The following is an 18,904-nucleotide window of genomic DNA, read 5'->3' on the forward strand; positions in this document are numbered from 1 at the left end:
CTAATTCGTTTCTTGAATTTGCAGGCGCACTGTGTGTTCAGTTGCGCCAGTGAGTTGTACTTCCATGACTTCGCCACCCAATGGTTCGATGCAAGTAAGGAGCGATCGCAAATTTGGGGTACTGGCACCAGTATCTACATATAATCTGTCTGCTAAGTTACCAATGCGTTTCCAAGTCATGTATAGTTTGGCAATGGTTTGTTCTATCTGGGATGCTTGATTAACTAAATCAGCCGCTACACTCAAACAGCCGACTCTTTGCGCTTCTTCTAGGGCTGTTTCGATGTCTACATCATTCTCTGTTAAAGCTTGGACTTGGGCGGCTGATTTGAGATATTTGGCTAGTTGTCGCGCTTCTGTAGTCACCTGCTTGAGAGTATCCACGTCAGGATTAGCGGCTATTTCGCGCTGGATAAATTTTTGGTGTGATTCTGGCAGTTTTTCCATTTCCTTCACCAGAGGGGCAATGTAGCGTGGCGGAAGGGAATTTTCGGCGGCTTTTACTTTGACTGGTTCTGGTAATAAATCTGAACTCATCGCCGTCCATTCGTCGGTGAGTTGGCGGACTTCCCGCCTAGTGATGCGATCGCCTTTGCTTGCGGCTTCACTCACCATCTGTTGCACTTCTGGGGAGGCTTTGGAAGTTTCCACAAAAGCCCTTTTGCTAAAGTTATTAACTGCACTTGGCTCAAGTTTGCCCTCTTCTAGGAGGGTATCAGCACTATTCGCCAATTGAATCCAGTTATATGCTTGACTCTTACTAATTTCTCGTTCCTTGAGCCAGTTGAGAAAACCGGTACCGCGCCCATCACCGCCTTTTTTTTCTCTGTCGCGGATAGCCCTTAAGATTCTCCCCCGCCAGATTTCAGTTTGTAAATCAAAGCGATCGCATACCTGCCAAGCTACATCCAACTGCTGTTGGAAGTCTGACTCTAGAATCTGTTCATCTTCGGGATCGGGCAGTTCAAAAGTGAGATCCGCAGGCTGTTGTAAAGCTGCTGCCAGGTCGTTGATATTATCCGTTGATTGCACAGTTGATAACTTATTAGTCTAGCGATCGGCTTATTATTACACAATCTGGTGACGTTGACAGTGCCAATTTTAGATTTTGGATACAGCAATCGTCGTCTATACCCAAATGCTAGAATCAGCCTATTACAGACGCTTCCAGATAAGGCAGCATGGAAAAAATCGAACTGCAACTCGACCAAAAAACCCTGAAAAAAGCGATCGCTTTGGCAAAGTCACGCCATTGTGACTTGTCAAAATTATTTGCCTACGCAATTGATCAACTAGCAGTGGTAGAACCCCAAACAGAGCAATTGCTGGAATTATTTGCTGATGATCCTGACTCAGTAGAGGAGATGCTAGAAGAGGTAATGAAAGATCAATTAGCACACCCATTAGTTATGTCACCAGAGAACTATCAAAAATTAATCAATCAATTGAACAAATTGGAGGATATGCTTTTAGGACAAACGGCAGAAAATGCTTTGAGTGAATCAACAATGGTTGGTACGGAGAATTTTACATCTGCTCTGGAGCGTTTAGCTAATGCCGAAGCTTGATGGTTTAGAAACTGTTCTGGATTTTTTGAACGGTTTGCAGCCAAAAATAGCAGCACAGATTGCAAAAAAAAGTCTTGGCTTTGAATATTGATCCTTTACCTGGTGATAGTGAGCAGTTATCGGGCTATCAAGGTTACTACCGAGTTGATAGTGGCGAATATCGGATTGTTTATCGGTTTGTTCCTGAAGAAGATTTAGTAGAAGTAATTTTAGTTGGCAAACGCAATGATGATGACGTGTACAAAAGATTAAAACGGTTGTTAGGATAACGAACATAACCACTCTGGGCTAGTACAGGGCAAAATAAAGACAGTAAGAGCGATGTGAACGCTATCCCACCAATGAGCTACTGTCTTAACCCCCGTTGTTCCAAACCTGAAAATCCTCACGATGTGAAATTTTGCCTGAGTTGTGGTTCTAAACTACTTCTCAAAGAACGCTACCGTTCTCTTAAACCAATTGGACAGGGTGGTTTTGGTAGGACTTTCTTAGCTGTAGATGAGGATAAACCCTCCAAACCTCGCTGTGTTATTAAGCAATTTTACCCCCAAGCCCAAGGCACAAACACAGTTCAAAAAGCAGTGGAGTTATTTACCCAAGAAGCTGTACAGTTAGATGAATTGGGTAAACATCCGCAGATTCCTGAACTTTTAGCATATTTCACCCAAGACGATCGCCAGTATTTGGTACAAGAATTTATTGACGGGTTAAACTTAGCTCAGGAACTAGCACATAAAGGTGTTTTCAGTGAAGCACGGATTATTCAATTATTAAATGATTTATTGCCTGTATTGCAATTTTGTCATGTTAGGCAAGTGATTCACAGAGATATTAAGCCAGAAAATATTATTTTACGTAATAGCGATAATAAACTAGTTGTAGTAGATTTTGGTGCTTCTAAATCTGCTACTAATACAGCTTTAAATCACACTGGTACAAGTATCGGTAGTCCTGAATATGTTGCACCAGAACAAATGCGGGGTAGGGCTATATTTGCCAGTGATATTTATAGTTTAGGGGTGACTTGTATTAATTTATTAACTGGGCGATCGCCTTTTGATTCCTACGACACTAATAATGATACTTGGATATGGCAGCAATCTTTAAAACCACCAGTTAGCAATCATCTACATAAAATTATCAACAAAATGACACAAAGCGTTCCCGCCAGACGCTATCAAACGGTAGAGGAAGTTTTAAAAAATTTAAATCAACATTCACCAGCAGCAAACACACCAGCAAAATCTAATAATCAACCTCCACAGACTACACCCCCAAAATCTGTATCAAAATCCCAAAGTCAAATTGATTTGGAATTAGAGGAATTGAAAACGCAATTTTTGCCTGGAGGGAAATCAAAACCGCAAAACATACCGCCGCAACCTGCAACTAATAATAATGCGGCTAAAAGTGAAATAGATTTAGAGCTAGAAGAATTAAAAGCTAAGTATCTTGGGAATAATAACGCATAAGTCTATACTGTTGATAAAAAAGTGACTCTAAGATTTAGAGTCACTAATAAATTAAGTTCAGAATTTAGAGAATTACCAGGTTATTTCTTGGCTTCAGCAATGGGAACCCATTCAGTGTGGAAAGCGCCGTCTTTATCGGTGCGTAGGTAGGTGTGTGCGCCAAAGTAATCGCGTTGTGCCTGGGTGAGGTTTTGGGGTAGGCGATCGCGGCGATAGCTGTCAAAATAATCCAAGGATGCGCTAAATGCGGGTACTGGGATTCCGAGTTTAGCCGCAGTGATGATTACTTCCCGCCAAGCTGCTTGTCTGTCGAGAATTGTTTGTTTAAATTCAGGAGCGAGTAGCAAGTTGGGTAATGCGGGATTTTCGTTAAATGCCTTCTTAATCTTATTCAAGAAGCCAGCGCGAATAATACAACCACCTTTCCAAATCCGCGCCAATTCACTCAGATTCAAATTCCAATTAAATGTAGCTGAAGCTGTAGATAGCAATGCCATCCCTTGAGCATAAGAACAAATCTTGGAACAGTAGAGAGCGTCCCGGACTTTGTTAATAAACTCTTTGGTATCGCCATCATATTTGCCACTGGGACCTGTCAACTGCTTAGATGCAGCAATCCGTTCATCTCGAATGGAAGAGATAATCCGAGCGTTTACGGCTGCGGTAATGGTGGGGATAGAAACACCCAATTCCAAAGCAGTTTGTACAGTCCAACGTCCAGTTCCCTTTTGACCGGCTGCATCAACAATCAAATCAACCAAAGGTAACTTGGTTTCCGGGTCAACGTAGGGGAAGATATTGGCTGTAATCTCAATCAAAAATGAATTGAGTTCGTCGGTAGTATTCCATTCTGCGAATACTTCATGTAGCTGTTGAGCATTCAGCCCGCCAGCATTTTTCAGCAAGTCGTAGGCTTCTGCAATCAACTGCATATCGCCATACTCAATACCGTTGTGTACCATTTTGACATAGTGACCAGAGCCACCGGGGCCAACATAAGTTACACAAGGGCCGTCATCGACTTGAGCAGCAATTTTGTTGAAAATTGGGGACAGATACTCGTAAGAACTTTGTGTACCACCGGGCATCAGTGAAGGGCCGTTCAGTGCGCCTTCTTCACCACCACTGACACCCATACCCAGGAAGCGTAAGCCTGCTGGTTCTAGTTCTTGAGTCCGTCTTTGGGTATCTTCAAACCAAGAGTTGCCACCGTCGATAATAATATCGCCTTCATCTAGCAAAGGTTTTAATTGCTGAATTACCGCATCCACTGGCTTACCAGCTTGTACCATTACAAGAATTTTGCGGGGACGTTCCAAGGCGGCAACGAACTCTTCTAAGGTAAAAGCGGCTTTAACGTTGCGTCCACCGGCGCGTTGCGCCATGAAAGCATCGGTCTTTTCTCTGGAGCGGTTATAAACTGCAATTGGGAAGCCATTACGCTCGACGTTCAGGGCGATATTCTCGCCCATAACGGCTAAACCAATCACACCAAAGCTTTGTAGTGTCATAAACTATGTTTGGCTAACTCTTGCAGGTTCTTTCATCTTTAAGGGTAGACTGAGTTTTTCTCTTCTCCCCTAAAGAAGACATTAAGAGTTAATTTAAAGAATAAAAGCTCACTAGTAACACAGATAAATAGTTTTAATTTGTATCCAAATCAACAATTAACTTGTAAAATTTGCGAAATTAGGGGCTAGGTACTATGGGATAAGGAAAAGCAACTTCCCCCCAATTTCCTATGTCCTCGAAATTTTGCACTCCTGCGGAGAACCCAAAGGGTATTTTGAGTTTTGAATTGATTTATCCCCCATCCCTAGTAAAAGGAGTAACCAAAAAATGCTGGCAAATGTCCTAGCCTTAGTGGTTGGCCTTGGTAGTTTAGCAATTTACATTTCAGCTTTCTTTTTTCCGGAAATCCACCGCAAGAATGATTTTATCTGGAGTGGAGTGGGTCTTTTCTATGCTTTAGTTTTGTGGGTGTTTGCGCCACGCATTTCTGGCGGTTTATTACTAGGTCATGTGGCTAGTGTGGCACTTCTAGTTTGGTTTGGCTGGCAAACTCTCTCATTACGTCGCCAAGTGACTCCACAGGTACAACAAACCCCAATACCCAGTTCGGAAGCTGTGAAATCAACCATCCAAGAACAAGCGGCTAAGTTTTCTCTTGCAGAAAAAGTTGCCCAGTTACAGCAAGGTATTGGTAATACTTTTAGTGGGTTGAAAAACAAGGTACAACCTACTGATACTAAAATAGCCACAACTGCCTCAACACAGACCATAGCAAAACCTGCTGTTGAGATTATTGACAAAACAGAAAAACCAGCAGAGGCAGTTACCACTACTGAAACCCAATCAACAGAAGCAGAAACAGTCTCATTAGAGACTGCTTCTCTAACCGAAACTGTCCCAGATGTGGTTCCACCCCATCCCCCATCTCCTGAATTGGTGGAAGCAGCACAGTCACATTCTGAGGCGGAAGATAAGCAACCAATCCCCGTGGAAGAAATTGCACCGGATGCGGTACTTGCTCCCCCCGCAGAAGCACCACCGGAAGCTTTACCGCCGAATACTTAAGGCTTGCTGAATGAAACTCAACGTTAATGTTGGGTTTCCCTGAAATGAGAAGCTACGCCTGGTGTTTACGCTATAGTCCCTTATTGATGTACGATGAGGGACTGTCGATTCATCTCAATATAAGAATGCTGTTTAAATAGTTCAACCAGATATGTAAAGATTACTTGAAAAAAGGTTTTCTAATTCTGAGTTACTGATGTTACCAGTGGTGATTAACAGTAGTTTATGTGGTTGCTTAATTGTTAAAAAAGAGTTGACAAACTCAGAATCTTTAGTGATTGAAATTCTGTTTTGTTGAATTGATATAGCATTAATTTCAATATCCGATGTGGAATTTTTTTCTGGTAAATCTCTAGTGTGGATTGTGTCGTAATTTGATACTCTCAGAAAATCGGCAAGACGAACTGATAACTGAGCATCCACAAGAAATTTCATGAGGCAATTTTATATATGCTTTTGACTTGGCTGAGTCGTGCAGCAAATAACAGAACAGCTAAAATATCTTCAGATTCTAAGTCGTCATAATCTGCTAATATTTGCTCGGTTGTCATGCCAGAACTAAGAAGTTCTAAGATAAACTCAACTGGATAACGAAGTCCTCGTATACATGGTTTTCCATGACAAATATTGGCATTTAGGGTAATACGTTGTAGAAGTGTGTAATCCATCATAGTGTAAGATATTTGCAAATATTATACTTAATTCATCGGGTTAATTGATTTAATTATGAGGGTCTACCAAGCTAACTATTATTGCTGAATTTTATAGGATATGGATAGCGATCGCCTCTTAATGCCCTAAAATATTTAGTAAATTGGGCGATCGCATAATCTACCATCAATAACCATAAAGTTTCTAATCCTGAAAAATCATAATATTACCAGAATAACAAGCTACCCAAACTTCTCTGGTTTGCGGGTCGTAAGTGATTCCTATAGGATTAGGTTCAACTTTAATTTTTTGTAACACTTTCATGTCACTAGTCCGAACCTTACTGACTGTATGTTCACCATAGTTAACAACATACAGCACTTGACCATCAGCAGATAAAACCATGCTCCGAGGAGCATTACCTGTGGTAATTTTATTAACTAATCTGCCTTGGGGTAAACTAATTTTAGCAATTTTACCTTCACCATTTAAAGAAGCATAAAGATATTTACCAGCCGGGTCAATGTTCAAATGACGTGGTGAACGACCAATATTTTTGAGCCATCCTACAGAAAAATCTCTCAGGTTAACTTTAGCAATTTCGTAAGAACCCATGATGGCGATGTATGCTGTTTCTGACGCTGCATCGACAACAATTCCGCGAGGATATCGGCCTAAGGGAATGCGTCTAATTTCCCGACTTTGATTTGTATCTACTACGCTCAAATCCCAAGAACACCAGTTGCTTACTAGTATCAGGTTCTCGTCAGCAGAAGTAGCGACAAATTTTGGTACAGAACCAACGGGGATAACTCGGTCAATTTTCAGAGTTTCTGTATTTATGCGATATAAGAAGCTTTTATCTGTCTTTTGAGATGGATGACATTTATCACTACCAGGGTTATTAAAACCAGTCCCATACATTTGATAGTTAGATACCCAAGCATATTTACCATTATGGGAAAAACTAGCTTCAACTGGAGAGCCTCTAAATTTCCCTGGGAATTTTCCATGACCAAATTTAGATAAATCCACTTCATCGGGGATGACTTTGACTAATTCATAGTCACGGTTATACACGGTGATTGTGTGGTTGTACATCATATTTTGGGCAAAAAATAACCCATTCCCCGAATGAACCACAGATTTAGGGGAAATTCTCCCAGAAATAGTTTTAACTAGCCTCATTTTCTGTGAGGGGTTGGGAGACTTAATTGATTGGGGTGCTATGGTTGGCTGATTTTCTGGCTTCTGTAGTTCCTGTGCTAAAAAGGGTTCGAGGGTGGTTTTTTGGGGTAATGAAGCGGCTAATTTTCGGGAACTTGAAGCTAAAACAGATGATGTTTGTTTTCCGACAATACCATCAACGATGAGCCGATTAGCTCGCTGGAATTGTATGACTGCGGCTTGGGTTACATCATCAAAATTGCCACTAATCCCCCCTTTATAGTATCCATCAGCTTGTAGTTTTTCTTGCAAAGAAATGACGCGATCGCTAATATCGCCCCGTTTGAGAGATGCTTGAGAAGCAGTTACTTGAGGAGTCTTGATAGTAAAATCTGATACACCCAAATTAGATTCTAGGGCGGCTAAGGTTGCAGTCCCAGCAATTCCATCAGCCTTTAACCCATTGGCTTGTTGAAATCTCTTCACGGCTACTTCTGTCACAGAACCAAAATATCCTGTGGCGACTTGCGGAAAATATCCGCTTGCTTTCAGCTTTTGCTGGAGTGACACCACTTGAGCATTTCTGTGTCCTTTTTTCAAAGCCGCAGCAGTAGGAAGTGACCAACTCAAAGAACCCATAGCCAAAGAAGCCACCAACATTAAGGCTCCACCTTGGTTTTTTGTCCAAGATACTTCTGGTAAATCAACATCTGTAGTAGATGCTTCATAAGTCTCAGCTAAATGCAAATAAGCAAGTGTATCCATAGTTTAGGGAATCACCAAGACTCGACTAAAGTTTGTAAAAATTATAACTCATTGTATCTATCATACTGACAAAACCCACCAAATTTGAATTGGCTTTCCTTGGGTAAAAGAATCCTGTGGTAATACTCTGGATGTATCGCTGAAAGCTTAGGATGAAATAAGCAATAGCAACTGTGTTTACACCCAAGTAGTAGATTAAATATTTTATTTGGCAATATATATGACTGCGACTACTCCCCCAAAAAGCCGAAAGTTGCCAACCCAAGCCATTGGAGCGAAAATTTTCCACTCTGTGAATATTATTAGCCTGTTCCTCATGCTGACTAGTGGGCTGCAAATTTACAACGCCAATCCAGTTTTTGGTGGACGCGCTGGCTTACACATTCCCCCGATATTTACCTTGGGAGGGTGGTTAGCTGGAGGTAGACACTGGCATTTTGCAGCTATGTGGGTGTTTTCTTTAAATCTTTTGTGGTACGGATTTTATATTTTGATTACTCGCCGTTGGCGGCATCGATTTGTTGGTGCTAATGATATCAAAGCATTACAAAAAAGCCAAAATTCTCAGCGTTTAATATATGCGTGGCATCGTATCATCTATACATCGATAATTCCCATACTGTTGCTGGCATTACTGACAGGTGTAGGTATGTATAAACCTGCTCAATTTCCTTGGATTGTAGATATGTTTGGTGATTGGCAAAGTCTACGAATTGTCCATTTTGCTTCAGTACCAATGGTAATTCTCTTTGTCATAATTCACTCTTTATTAGGGCGTAAAGCTGGCGGAGAGCAACTAACAGAGTCAATGTTTTGGTAAGGTCTAATTACTAGGAATTGGAAATATGGGTTTAATTCACATACGTCGTCCACGATTAACTCGCCGTCAATTTTTGCACCTTTCTGGTATTTCCAGTATGAGTTTGCTGCTTGGCGGTTGTGGGACACCAGTTTTTGAAGATTTGGTGGGTACAGTTTCTCAACCACTGAACCAAAAAGTAGAAAAGTTAATATTTAATCCGCAAAAATTAGTGCCGGAATTTTCTAAAAGGGAAATTCAACCAGAAGCATTAATAGTTAACAGCTTTCGGAATACGCCAATTATTGATGTAGAAAAATATCGCTTAATTATCGATGGGGAAGTTAATAATCCTTTGAATATCAGCATGGCGGAAATTCAAAATTTGCCATTGACTTCAATGATTATACGTCATGTTTGTGTTGAAGGTTGGGCGGCGATTGTGCAGTGGGGCGGTGTACAGCTAAGAGAAATTGTGGCACTTGCTCAACCAAAAGCTAATGTGCAGTACGCTTATTTTAAATCGGCTGATGGTTACTATGAAAGTTGGGATATTGCCTCAGCTTTACATCCACAAACACTATTAGCTTATGAAAAAAATGGTGTATCTTTACCAATCGAAAATGGTGCGCCTTTACGTTTAGCTTCACCCGTTAAACTTGGTTATAAACAAAGTAAGTGGGTGACTCAGATTACTCTGACTAATAGTTTATCTATATTTAAAGGCTATTGGGAAGATCAGGGTTATGAATGGTTTGCGGGAATTTAGATTTTAGAGAGTTGATACTAAACACTCAAATTCTGAATATGAATAAATTTATCCAGAAAATTTACTGAATTATTACCAATGAACTTTTTTGATAAACTGCATAACAACATATCACAAAATAAAAGTATACTTTTCGTTGGACTTGATCCAAACCCTGAGATGATGCCTGCAAGATATCAACATCAAGATATCATCTCTAATTTGTGGTCATGGTTACAATTTATTATTTCTGAAACTGCTGATTTTGTTTGTGCTTATAAGCCGACATTAGGATTTTATGAAGCTTTGGGTATTCCTGGTTTAGAACTGTTACAGAAAACTTTAGCTGCTATTCCTAGCCATATTCCTATAATCTTAGATGCTAAACATGGTGATTTAAACACGAGTACTATTTTTGCCCGTACTGTGTTTACAGAATGGGGCGTAGATGCAATTACTCTCAGCCCTTATACAGGACAAGATCATGTAGCTCCTTTTTTAGTCTATCCTGATAAGACTGTGTTCATTTTATGTTCTACATCTAACCCTGGTGCAGAGGCTTTACAGCAATATCCCTCAAAAGAATCACCCCTTTATTTACAAGTTGTGCAAGAATCAAAAAATTGGGGTACTCCAGAACAATTGGGCTTAGAAGTAGGTACTACAAATGCTGATGTTTTGGCGAAAGTTCGCCAAGCTGCGCCGGAAAGAATAATTATGGCACGTAGTATCTGGGCTGGGGGTGGGAATTTAAAGAATATTTTAGATGCTGGTTTAAATAATAGCGGCAATGGTTTATTAATTCCTGTTCCCCAAGATATGTTAGCAAGTCAAAACTTGTCTGAAGAAATTCAGTTTCTACGTGCAGAAATTAATCAGGTGAGAGAGGGAATTGTTCTTGATGGTTCTAGTTGTGCTGTGTGGCTACCCGATGTTTCTGCTGTCAACCAGCATCCTCTACATGATTTAATTTTGCAATTATATGATATTGATTGCATTATGTTTGGTAATTTTGTCCAAGCATCCGGTGCAGTGTTTCCTTATTATATAGATTTACGCAAAATTATTTCTAATCCTCAAATATTTAATCAAGTCCTCAGTAGCTATGAAGAGATTGTGAAAAATCTCACTTTTGATAGATTAGCAGGTATTCCCTATGGTTCTTTACCAACAGCAACTGGTTTAGCTTTACGTCTTCATTGTCCGATGATTTTTCCTCGTAAAGAAGTGAAAGCACATGGTACTCGCAAGCTGATTGAAGGTAATTTTCATGCGGGTGAAACAGTGGTAGTAATTGACGATATCCTCATCAGTGGTAAGAGTGTGATGGAAGGAGCAGATAAGTTAAAGTCAGCAGGGTTAAATGTTCATGATATTGTAGTGTTTATTGACCATGAACAAGGAGTGAAAGATAAATTACAAGCAAATGGGTATCGTGGTCATGCAGTTTTAACAATTTCGGAAATTACAACTGTTTTACACCAAGCAGGACGGATAAATGATGAGCAATTTTTGGCTCTAACTGCTGAATAAAATTGAATTTTGTTAGTGGTAATGGAAAATAATTGTTGATAGTGTTTATGCCAAAATAAGGAGCTAACCCAGATAGAAAATAATTGATATGAATATTTCACTCAATCAATTGCTTAAGTGGTTAATTTTAACCCTAATATTTCCCTTGGTTTGTCTGAATGGTTGGTTGATTTTTCAATTTTTCCAATATTTTAAACCTTTAGTGACAATATTTGTTTTAGCAATCTTACTAGCGTTTATTTTAAACTACCCCGTTTCTTCTCTTCAGGAACGAGGAGTAAAACGTAGCAATGCAGTTTCATTAGTTTTTGTTTGTACTGTGCTAATTCTAGTTGCTTCAGGTATCACATTATTGCCTATAGCAATAGAGCAATTTCATGAAATTGCTAAAGTTTTACCCCAATGGATTGATTCTAGCCAGGCAAAAATACAGAACTTGAATAATTGGGCGCTTGGTCAAAATTTCAAGTTTAATATAGCAACAACATTAACAAGAATTATTGATAAAATCCCCGATGAATTAGAATATTTTTCTAATCAAATTTTAAAATTTATTATAGAAACAGTTGATAGTATTTCCGAAGCTTTAGTTACAGTGGTAATTACTTTTTACCTCTTGGTGGATGGTCCTAGAATTTGGGAAGGGGTATTTAAAAAGTTACCTTTGTCTTTTGCTCAAAAGTTAAACCAATCTATTCAAAGAAACTTTCAAAATTATTTAATTGGTCAAGGAACTTTGGCTTTACTGATGGGTACTTCTCAAACCCTCTTGTTTTTAGTTTTTCAAGTGCAGTTTGGGTTACTGTTTGGTTTGGGAGTTGGGTTTTTAAGTTTAATTCCCTTCGGTGACGTTGTGAGCTTGATTGTAATTACTTTGATTGTAGCTACACATGACTTTTGGCTAGCTGTGAAGATTTTAGCAGTAGCTGTTGTCATTGACCAAATTATTGATCAGGCGATCGCACCCCGTCTTTTAGGTAGTTTTACCGGACTTAGACCAATTTGGGTGTTAGTTTCTTTGCTTGTGGGAACATACCTTGGTGGAGTGTTAGGATTACTCATTGCTGTACCTGTTGCTGGTTTAACGAAAGATATAATAGATGATTTTTCCTCTCAGTCTACTAGTATCGATAATGCTTTACCGACTGAAGCTGCAACAGAAATCTTAAAACCAGAATCTTCATCATCTTGAAGTAATGTAATTATCTTTATTTCCATAATTGCGTAGATGGTGTTTTCTGGAGTTTACGCCTGATTTACTTCGTGATTCTTGATGAAAAAGTATCTTTACTATACATTTTATTTAACCGCAATCCCACTTAGTTGCTAAATCATCATCGAAGTTATGCAAAAATTGCATTTATGCGGATGCGCTAAAACCTAGTAAATGGCATTCTCTATATTTAGGAATAGAGTTGATGGCATACTTAACACCCCTGGTATCGGCCGGGGGCTTTTTATTAACAGGGTAAACAAATTTGAAATTTATTGGAAAACTTGTAAAATTCGCTAGACTCTCCACCTAACTAGAGAGTTTAGGATGGTTCTAGGCTATCGCCTCAGTTGTCAGGCTTAGACTCAAAAGTTATTTCCATTCATACCCTAAATCTATGACAATCCAACTCACAGTTCCCAACATGGCTTGTTCTGCTTGTGCAAACAACATTACTAATGCAGTGAAGACAGTTGATGCTGATGCGATCGTTCAGGCTGATCCTCAAACTAAGCTAGTTAACGTAGAAACGCAAGCATCAGAAACATCAATTAAAGATGCTTTAGCTGCTGCTGGCTATCCACCTGCGTAAATTGTGCGAAAAACTAGACCCCCGATTTTTCTAAAATTCAGGGGTCTTATACCAATTCAAAATTCAAAATAGCCTACGGCAAGGCTGCGCCAACAAAATTCAAAATTCAGAAATCTAGATTCAGAAATCTAGATTTTGCAAAGGTTTCTGGGTTTGAATGTGTATCAGAATTTTAGTGAAATGGTCTTAAAAGTTAAAATCTAATGCCCAATTGTCCATTAATACCGCGCACAGAATTATAACCAGCGCCCACGAAAATGTTATCAGTAGCACCTACTTGTACGCCACCTGAAAAAGCTACTCCTTTATCTTCTGAATAATATCCCAAACCTACATAAGGAGAAATTACTGGCAAACTGATAAACCTCAGCACATCTACGCCAGTCGCCCCATCCGTTCCCACACCTAACTCTACACCAAAATCTAACGCCCTAGCCCCTACAGCATAAGTGACATCGCCATCTTTGCCGCCTACTGATACCCAAGGTTGTGGTACTAGTTGAGCAGAGGCTTGTGTTGGGGCTAATAAAGCTAAAAATCCGCACGAGGTGATGAGTGTTTTGACTATAGTTGCTTTTTTCATGCTTTTCTCCTGCACTACCTAAAAATTGGTTACTTCACTCTAACTGAGTTATAAACTTTAGTAATTGTTTCCCAAGTTATCTATTTCATCCTGAACAGTGGGGGAACAATAACCATAGTTTTTACTGTGGAAAAAATGAGAAGTCCGCAAACTGTTAAAGCGTTGGAAGAATTAGGTAGAGTGCGTCTTTCCCAAAACTTTTTTATGCGAGATTTTCTCTATTCTGAGATTTCGCAAATTGAAGGTATCCCCAACATACCAGATGATCCTGATGTGGCAATATCTGCTGGTAAAAATCTCTGTGAGCAAGTTCTAGAGCCAATTCAAGACGCTTTAGGCAGCATCAGCATTCGCTCTGCCTTTCGCTCGTCTATGGTCAATGCTAGAGGCTCCGAGAATAAAAATCAATACAACTGCGCCAAAAATGAATCTAACTACGCAGGACATATCTGGGATGTTCGGGACGCTAAGGGTTATATGGGTGCAACAGCCTGTATTATCGTTAATTCATTTATTGATTATTATGAGAAAACGTCTGATTGGACAGCCTTAGCGTGGTGGATTCATGATCATATTGATAACTATAGCAGTATGGAATTTTTTCCTAAGTATGCCGCTTTTAATATTAATTGGTCTGAAAATCCAGATGGTAAAAAAGCCTGGATATCTAGTTATGTGCCGAATCCTCATACGGGTAAAAAAGGTTATTTGACAAAGAAGGGTGCAGATAACTATGAGGGTTCACATCAGCAGTTTTATAAAAAGTTTATAGAAGAGTTTGGCAAGATGATTACGTTATAAAATAACGACAGCGAAATAAAAGCGATCGCTATGACTCTGACAACAGCAAAATGGACGATAGATGAATATCATCAAATGGTGGCGGCGGGTATTTTAGATAATCGACGGGTGGAACTACTGAAGGGGGAAATTGTCGAGATGTCGCCAGAAGGAGAACCCCACGCATATTTCAGCAGTGAAGCCGGGGAATATCTAATTAAGTTATTGGGTGAACTAGCAATGGTTCGTCTAGATAAACCGATAACTTTACCTAACGCGTCCGAACCGGAACCTGATATTGCTATTGTGCAAAGACTAGGACGTGAATATTTGGCACATCATCCATATCCAGAAAATATTTTTTGGCTGATTGAATATGCAAATTCCAGCTTAGAAAAGGATTTAGAGATAAAAAGTAAAATTTACGCTGAAGTCAAAATTGCTGAGTATTGGGTAGTGAACTTAAAGAAAAGACAACTTGTCGTCTTTCGACAACCCCAAGATGGGGAGTATGCTGCAAAATCTACATTAATAGACGGAACAATCTACCCAATAGCATTTCCAGATATTGCCATATCAGTTTCCGCCATTGTTAGTAATTAAAATCACTACCCAATTTTCTAAATCTCCTCAGGATTAATACCCAACTCCCGCAACCTTTGCGCCAGTCGTTCAGCGCGTTGTTTTTCTTGTTGTGCGCGTTCCCTTTCCGCCTCTACTAATTCCTCTGGTGTAAGTAATTTCCGTCCTGCTTCGTCATACCAATACAACCATTCCCGTGTTCGTCCCAAGTAAGTACCGCGTTCTCGTCCCAATGCTAAACCAATTTCTGGCATCCACACCCGCGAACCTGGTTGTAATATGTATTCACTATTTTCTAAACGATAAACTTCCAAGGGTTCTCGTTTACGCCGATATTTACGACTAGGTACGTAAATTGCATAATATAAAATCCCTAATTTGGCGTAGTCGATTTTTTTCTTTTCGTATTCACCGCCGTAGGTTTTAGAAACAACTTCTAAGGCGAAAATGGGAACAATACCATCTTCTTCCCACAGCACATAACTTAAACGTCCCTCTTCACCTATGAAACGTTCAACACCCAAACTGAGAAAACCATCGGGTACTAATGGCGGGTTGCTGGGTGCATAATAAATTCCCATATCAACGCCGAAAAACCAATCTGTGCGTTGACTCCAAGCTAAAGCTAAAATCGCATCTAGTAAATTGGGAATCAGATTTTGTAGTTCGTTATCCACTGGTGTATCATCGGAGTCTGGCAATTCTGCCGAGGATGGCAGACAGTCGAGGGGATTGTACTGTACCATGACAGTCCTCAGTGAGATTAGCTGACTATATTTTAAGGTTAAAATAATCAAGCCTTTGAGAATATCCCACTCTCAATAGCCACATTACGCCTGTGACAGATAACATTTATATATGAACGCTACACAAGAACAATTAAAAGTAAAACTTGAGCAGGCTTTGGTTGCTGCTTTTGGTGATGAGTACGCCGGAGTAGACCCGATTTTAGTTGCTGCTAGTAATCCTAAGTTTGGTGATTATCAAGCCAACGTTGCTTTGTCGTTGAGTAAGAAATTAGGACAGCAACCGAGAGCGATCGCCTCTGCTATTGTAGAGAAACTAGATGTATCAGAAATCTGTGAAACTCCAGAAATCGCTGGCCCTGGTTTTATCAACCTCAAGTTGAAAACTACCTACCTAGAAGCGCAAATTAACGCTATTCATGCAGATACTAGACTAGGCGTTCCCACAGCTAAACACCCACAACGAGAAATTGTCGATTTTTCCAGTCCGAATATTGCTAAGGAAATGCACGTCGGACACTTGCGTTCTACTATCATCGGTGATTCCATCGCCCGAATTTTAGAATTTCGCGGACATGATGTATTGCGGCTAAATCATGTAGGTGATTGGGGTACGCAATTTGGGATGTTAATTACTTATCTGCGGGAAGTCTACCCAGAAGCGTTAACTACGGCGAATGCTTTAGATATTGGTGATTTAGTTAGTTTTTATCGCCAAGCCAAGCAACGATTCGATGCAGATGAAGCCTTCCAAGAGACAGCACGTCAAGAAGTTGTTAGATTACAAGCAGGCGCAGAAGATACACTCCATGCTTGGAAATTGTTGTGTGAACAATCACGCCAAGAGTTTCAGGTAATTTATGATTTGTTAGATGTCAACGTAACGGAACGAGGCGAATCTTTTTATAACCCCTTATTACCCACAGTTGTAGAAGAGTTAGAAAAATCCGGTTTATTGGTTGAAAATCAAGGTGCAAAATGTGTTTTCTTAGATGGCTTCACTAATAGAGAAGGCGAACCTTTACCCTTGATTGTGCAGAAATCTGATGGTGGCTATAACTACGCCACAACAGATTTAGCAGCACTGCGTTACCGGATTCAAAAAGATGAAGCCAAACGCATAATTTATGTCACCGATGCGGGACAAGCAAATCATTTTTCCCAATTCTTTCAAGTAGCGCGTAAAGCTGGATGGATTCCTGATGATGTGGAATTAGTTCACGTCCCCTTTGGTTTGGTATTAGGGGAAGATGGGAAGAAATTTAAAACCCGTTCCGGTGATACTGTAAGGCTACGGGATTTGTTAGATGAAGCCATTTCTCGTTCTCATGCAGATTTAGAAGTTAGATTCAAGGAAGAAGAACGGGAAGAAACCGCAGAATTTATTAATAACGTGGCTGAGATAGTTGGTATCAGTGCGGTAAAATATGCTGATTTAAGCCAAAATCGCACCAGTAACTACATTTTCAGCTATGATAAAATGCTGGATCTCAAAGGTAATACTGCACCATATATGTTGTATGCTTATGCCCGGATTCAAGGGATTAGTCGCAAGGGTGGGATTAACTTTGCAGAGTTGGGAAATAATACCAAAGTTATATTACAGCATGAAACGGAATTGGCATTAGCTAAATACTTACTGCAACTAGGTGAAGTCATTAGCATTGTAGAGCAAGACTTGCTACCTAATCGGTTGTGTGAATATCTCTACGAATTAAGTAAAAAGTTTAATGTTTTTTATGACCGCAATCAAGGGGTACAAGTTTTGAATGCAGAAGAACCACTGCGGACATCCCGTTTAGTTTTGTGTGATTTGACAGCCAGAACTTTGAAACTAGGCTTGTCTTTGTTGGGTATCCAAGTGCTAGAGAGGATGTGATTACCATCTTCCGATTCGTTATCAAACTCTACAAATCCTGGTAGCTGATATCTACACACCTTGCAGTACTTAACAGTAGTGCATTTCGTTAACGTGATTAAGTTAGACGAACCTCACCCCAACCCCTCTGTCTTTAAAAGTTCTGAGTAACCTTGCAGGGGAGAAGTGTGGAGAGGGGTTTTTCCATGTAGTGAAGCTTTCACGGGAAAATAGTATAAAAAAATACTTTTGCCCCCATGATGTTACTCATGTTTGTAACTAATTTACTCATTACTGCTAAGGTAGGTAGTTAGTCTAAGAAACACTACATAATTTAAGGAGGAAAGTATGATAAATCAGCTGATTAAAGCCTTTCAACCTAAGGACGCTAATATTACCGTTAGTGTCGGCTTTGATAATAAGTATTTAGATTATGGCAAAATATTATTGCGTTCTATTAATAAAAATTCTCCCAACGTCAAAGTTGTAGTATTAGCAATTAATACTCACGAAGATAGTTTAAACGAATTTTCAGAGTTGAAGAACTTTAAAATAATTCATGAGAAAAAAGAATTTGCCCATGAGTATGAGCAACGCTTATACACCATAGCTAGGCGAATTTTTTTGGTGAATGAACTAAGACAAGATAGCTCTATTGAAAATTTACTACAATTAGATGCTGATGCCATTGTTAAGAGGGATCTAAATAGATTTGGTAATCTTTTCAAGCAGGGAGATTTCTGCATCTTTGCTAGACCTCAAATGAAATATGAATTTTTAAGATTGACAATGAATGTACTGGGTTTGAATAATTCTCCAGCAAGTAAAGCACTAACCAAGGAGTGGATTGCACAACTTTGGCAAATGCTTGCAGAACCTCAAGATACAAAGTACATTGATCAGCTAACTTTATGGAAAGCTTATGAAAAAATAAATCAGGAATATGGGATAAAGTTGGTGAATTTACAGCCTCCTTTTATTGGTAATTCAAGAAATACAATTATCAGGACATTTTACGCAACTAAAGATGCTAAGGGTGATCAAAAGCTTGTGAAAGAATTGAATAAATTTACAGATAAACCCCTTGAAGATGCACCTAGCAACGCACCACCTAAACCAGAAGGAACTGATGTCTTTTTAACCAAGAATTTGTTGCGGGATAATTTTGAAAAAGCAGGTTTTATTTAAAATTTATATAATTTTTGCCACAGAGACGTTACAATACAACGTCTCTACAGGCGCTATTATTGTGGCAAGTTATCCTATCCAA

At 39.5% G+C, this 18,904-nt stretch carries 19 protein-coding genes and 1 pseudogene; 13 read left to right on the forward strand and 7 right to left on the reverse strand.

Annotated features, from left to right (window positions below; genetic code table 11):
• A complete protein-coding gene (locus H6G18_RS09325; RefSeq protein WP_190406817.1) occupies positions 1–1,032 on the reverse strand; it encodes a hypothetical protein in 1,032 nt (343 codons plus the stop codon).
• Positions 1,033–1,181: 149 nt separating this feature from the next.
• Between H6G18_RS09325 and H6G18_RS24700 the strand changes: the two genes are divergently transcribed.
• The 3 genes and pseudogenes from H6G18_RS24700 (at position 1,182) to H6G18_RS09340 (ending at position 3,040) form a co-directional block, all read left to right on the forward strand.
• Positions 1,182–1,568: a hypothetical protein gene (locus tag H6G18_RS24700; protein WP_242040252.1), complete on the forward strand. Its 387-nt coding sequence runs from the start codon at positions 1,182–1,184 to the stop codon at positions 1,566–1,568.
• A pseudogene (locus H6G18_RS09335) lies at positions 1,555–1,837 on the forward strand (type II toxin-antitoxin system RelE family toxin). Before H6G18_RS24700 ends, H6G18_RS09335 begins: the two are co-directional and overlap by 14 nt.
• Positions 1,838–1,909: 72 nt before the next feature.
• A complete protein-coding gene (locus H6G18_RS09340; RefSeq protein ID WP_190406900.1) occupies positions 1,910–3,040 on the forward strand; it encodes a serine/threonine-protein kinase in 1,131 nt (376 codons plus the stop codon).
• A gap of 80 nt (positions 3,041–3,120) precedes the next feature.
• Here the strand turns inward: H6G18_RS09340 and gndA are convergent, their stop codons facing one another.
• A complete protein-coding gene (gene gndA, locus H6G18_RS09345) occupies positions 3,121–4,551 on the reverse strand; it encodes an NADP-dependent phosphogluconate dehydrogenase (protein ID WP_190406818.1) in 1,431 nt (476 codons plus the stop codon).
• Between the two features lie 328 nt (positions 4,552–4,879).
• Between gndA and H6G18_RS09350 the strand changes: the two genes are divergently transcribed.
• On the forward strand, positions 4,880–5,617 hold the full coding sequence (locus H6G18_RS09350) for a Ycf66 family protein (RefSeq protein ID WP_190406819.1): 738 nt from the start codon (positions 4,880–4,882) through the stop codon (positions 5,615–5,617).
• A gap of 141 nt (positions 5,618–5,758) precedes the next feature.
• Here H6G18_RS09350 and H6G18_RS09355 read toward each other — a convergent pair whose 3' ends face one another.
• The 3 genes from H6G18_RS09355 to H6G18_RS09365 form a co-directional block, all read right to left on the reverse strand.
• Positions 5,759–6,052, reverse strand: a complete 294-nt coding sequence (locus H6G18_RS09355) for a DUF5615 family PIN-like protein (RefSeq protein WP_242040254.1) — start codon at positions 6,050–6,052, stop codon at positions 5,759–5,761.
• Entirely contained in the window at positions 6,049–6,285 is a 237-nt protein-coding gene (locus H6G18_RS09360; protein ID WP_190406901.1) for a DUF433 domain-containing protein, read from the reverse strand. The genes H6G18_RS09355 and H6G18_RS09360 overlap by 4 nt, the downstream gene beginning before the upstream one ends.
• A 187-nt stretch (positions 6,286–6,472) precedes the next feature.
• Complete coding sequence (locus H6G18_RS09365) at positions 6,473–8,200, reverse strand: peptidoglycan-binding protein (RefSeq protein WP_190406820.1); 1,728 nt, start codon at positions 8,198–8,200, stop codon at positions 6,473–6,475.
• A gap of 220 nt (positions 8,201–8,420) precedes the next feature.
• Here H6G18_RS09365 and H6G18_RS09370 point away from each other — a divergent pair, with 220 nt between their 5' ends.
• From H6G18_RS09370 to H6G18_RS09390, 5 genes are all read left to right on the forward strand, one after another.
• Entirely contained in the window at positions 8,421–9,020 is a 600-nt protein-coding gene (locus H6G18_RS09370) for a cytochrome b/b6 domain-containing protein (RefSeq protein WP_190406821.1), read from the forward strand.
• Positions 9,021–9,045: 25 nt separating this feature from the next.
• Positions 9,046–9,768, forward strand: coding sequence for a molybdopterin-dependent oxidoreductase (locus H6G18_RS09375; RefSeq protein ID WP_190406822.1), 723 nt, complete (start codon positions 9,046–9,048; stop codon positions 9,766–9,768).
• Between the two features lie 78 nt (positions 9,769–9,846).
• Positions 9,847–11,280, forward strand: a complete 1,434-nt coding sequence (locus H6G18_RS09380; protein WP_190406823.1) for a bifunctional orotidine-5'-phosphate decarboxylase/orotate phosphoribosyltransferase — start codon at positions 9,847–9,849, stop codon at positions 11,278–11,280.
• 88 nt (positions 11,281–11,368) lie between these two features.
• The gene (locus tag H6G18_RS09385; RefSeq protein WP_190406824.1) at positions 11,369–12,472 is read left to right on the forward strand and encodes an AI-2E family transporter; all 1,104 of its coding nucleotides are present in this window, start codon (positions 11,369–11,371) and stop codon (positions 12,470–12,472) included.
• Positions 12,473–12,890: 418 nt separating this feature from the next.
• Positions 12,891–13,085 carry a heavy-metal-associated domain-containing protein gene (locus H6G18_RS09390; RefSeq protein WP_190406825.1) on the forward strand — a complete coding sequence of 65 codons (195 nt, stop codon included), beginning with the start codon at positions 12,891–12,893 and terminating at the stop codon, positions 13,083–13,085.
• A 193-nt stretch (positions 13,086–13,278) separates the two neighbouring features.
• Here H6G18_RS09390 and H6G18_RS09395 read toward each other — a convergent pair whose 3' ends face one another.
• The gene (locus H6G18_RS09395) at positions 13,279–13,668 is read right to left on the reverse strand and encodes a hypothetical protein (RefSeq protein ID WP_190406826.1); all 390 of its coding nucleotides are present in this window, start codon (positions 13,666–13,668) and stop codon (positions 13,279–13,281) included.
• Positions 13,669–13,803: 135 nt separating this feature from the next.
• On the opposite strand from H6G18_RS09395, the gene H6G18_RS09400 reads away from it, so the two are divergent.
• Both H6G18_RS09400 and H6G18_RS09405 read left to right on the forward strand, forming a co-directional pair.
• Complete coding sequence (locus H6G18_RS09400; RefSeq protein ID WP_190406827.1) at positions 13,804–14,469, forward strand: peptidase M15; 666 nt, start codon at positions 13,804–13,806, stop codon at positions 14,467–14,469.
• A gap of 30 nt (positions 14,470–14,499) precedes the next feature.
• Positions 14,500–15,051 (forward strand): Uma2 family endonuclease, encoded by a 552-nt coding sequence (locus H6G18_RS09405; RefSeq protein WP_190406828.1) that lies wholly within the window; start codon positions 14,500–14,502, stop codon positions 15,049–15,051.
• A gap of 17 nt (positions 15,052–15,068) precedes the next feature.
• On the opposite strand, the gene H6G18_RS09410 is transcribed toward H6G18_RS09405, so the two are convergent.
• Complete coding sequence (locus H6G18_RS09410; protein WP_190406829.1) at positions 15,069–15,776, reverse strand: Uma2 family endonuclease; 708 nt, start codon at positions 15,774–15,776, stop codon at positions 15,069–15,071.
• A gap of 112 nt (positions 15,777–15,888) precedes the next feature.
• Between H6G18_RS09410 and argS the strand changes: the two genes are divergently transcribed.
• Positions 15,889–17,655, forward strand: coding sequence for an arginine--tRNA ligase (gene argS / locus H6G18_RS09415; RefSeq protein WP_190406830.1), 1,767 nt, complete (start codon positions 15,889–15,891; stop codon positions 17,653–17,655).
• A gap of 327 nt (positions 17,656–17,982) precedes the next feature.
• On the forward strand, positions 17,983–18,822 hold the full coding sequence (locus tag H6G18_RS09420; protein WP_190406831.1) for a hypothetical protein: 840 nt from the start codon (positions 17,983–17,985) through the stop codon (positions 18,820–18,822).
• The last annotated feature ends 82 nt before the right edge of the window (positions 18,823–18,904 follow it).

The sequence above is a fragment of the Anabaena subtropica FACHB-260 genome (assembly GCF_014697105.1).
GTDB classification, from domain to species: Bacteria; Cyanobacteriota; Cyanobacteriia; order Cyanobacteriales; family Nostocaceae; genus Trichormus; species Trichormus subtropicus.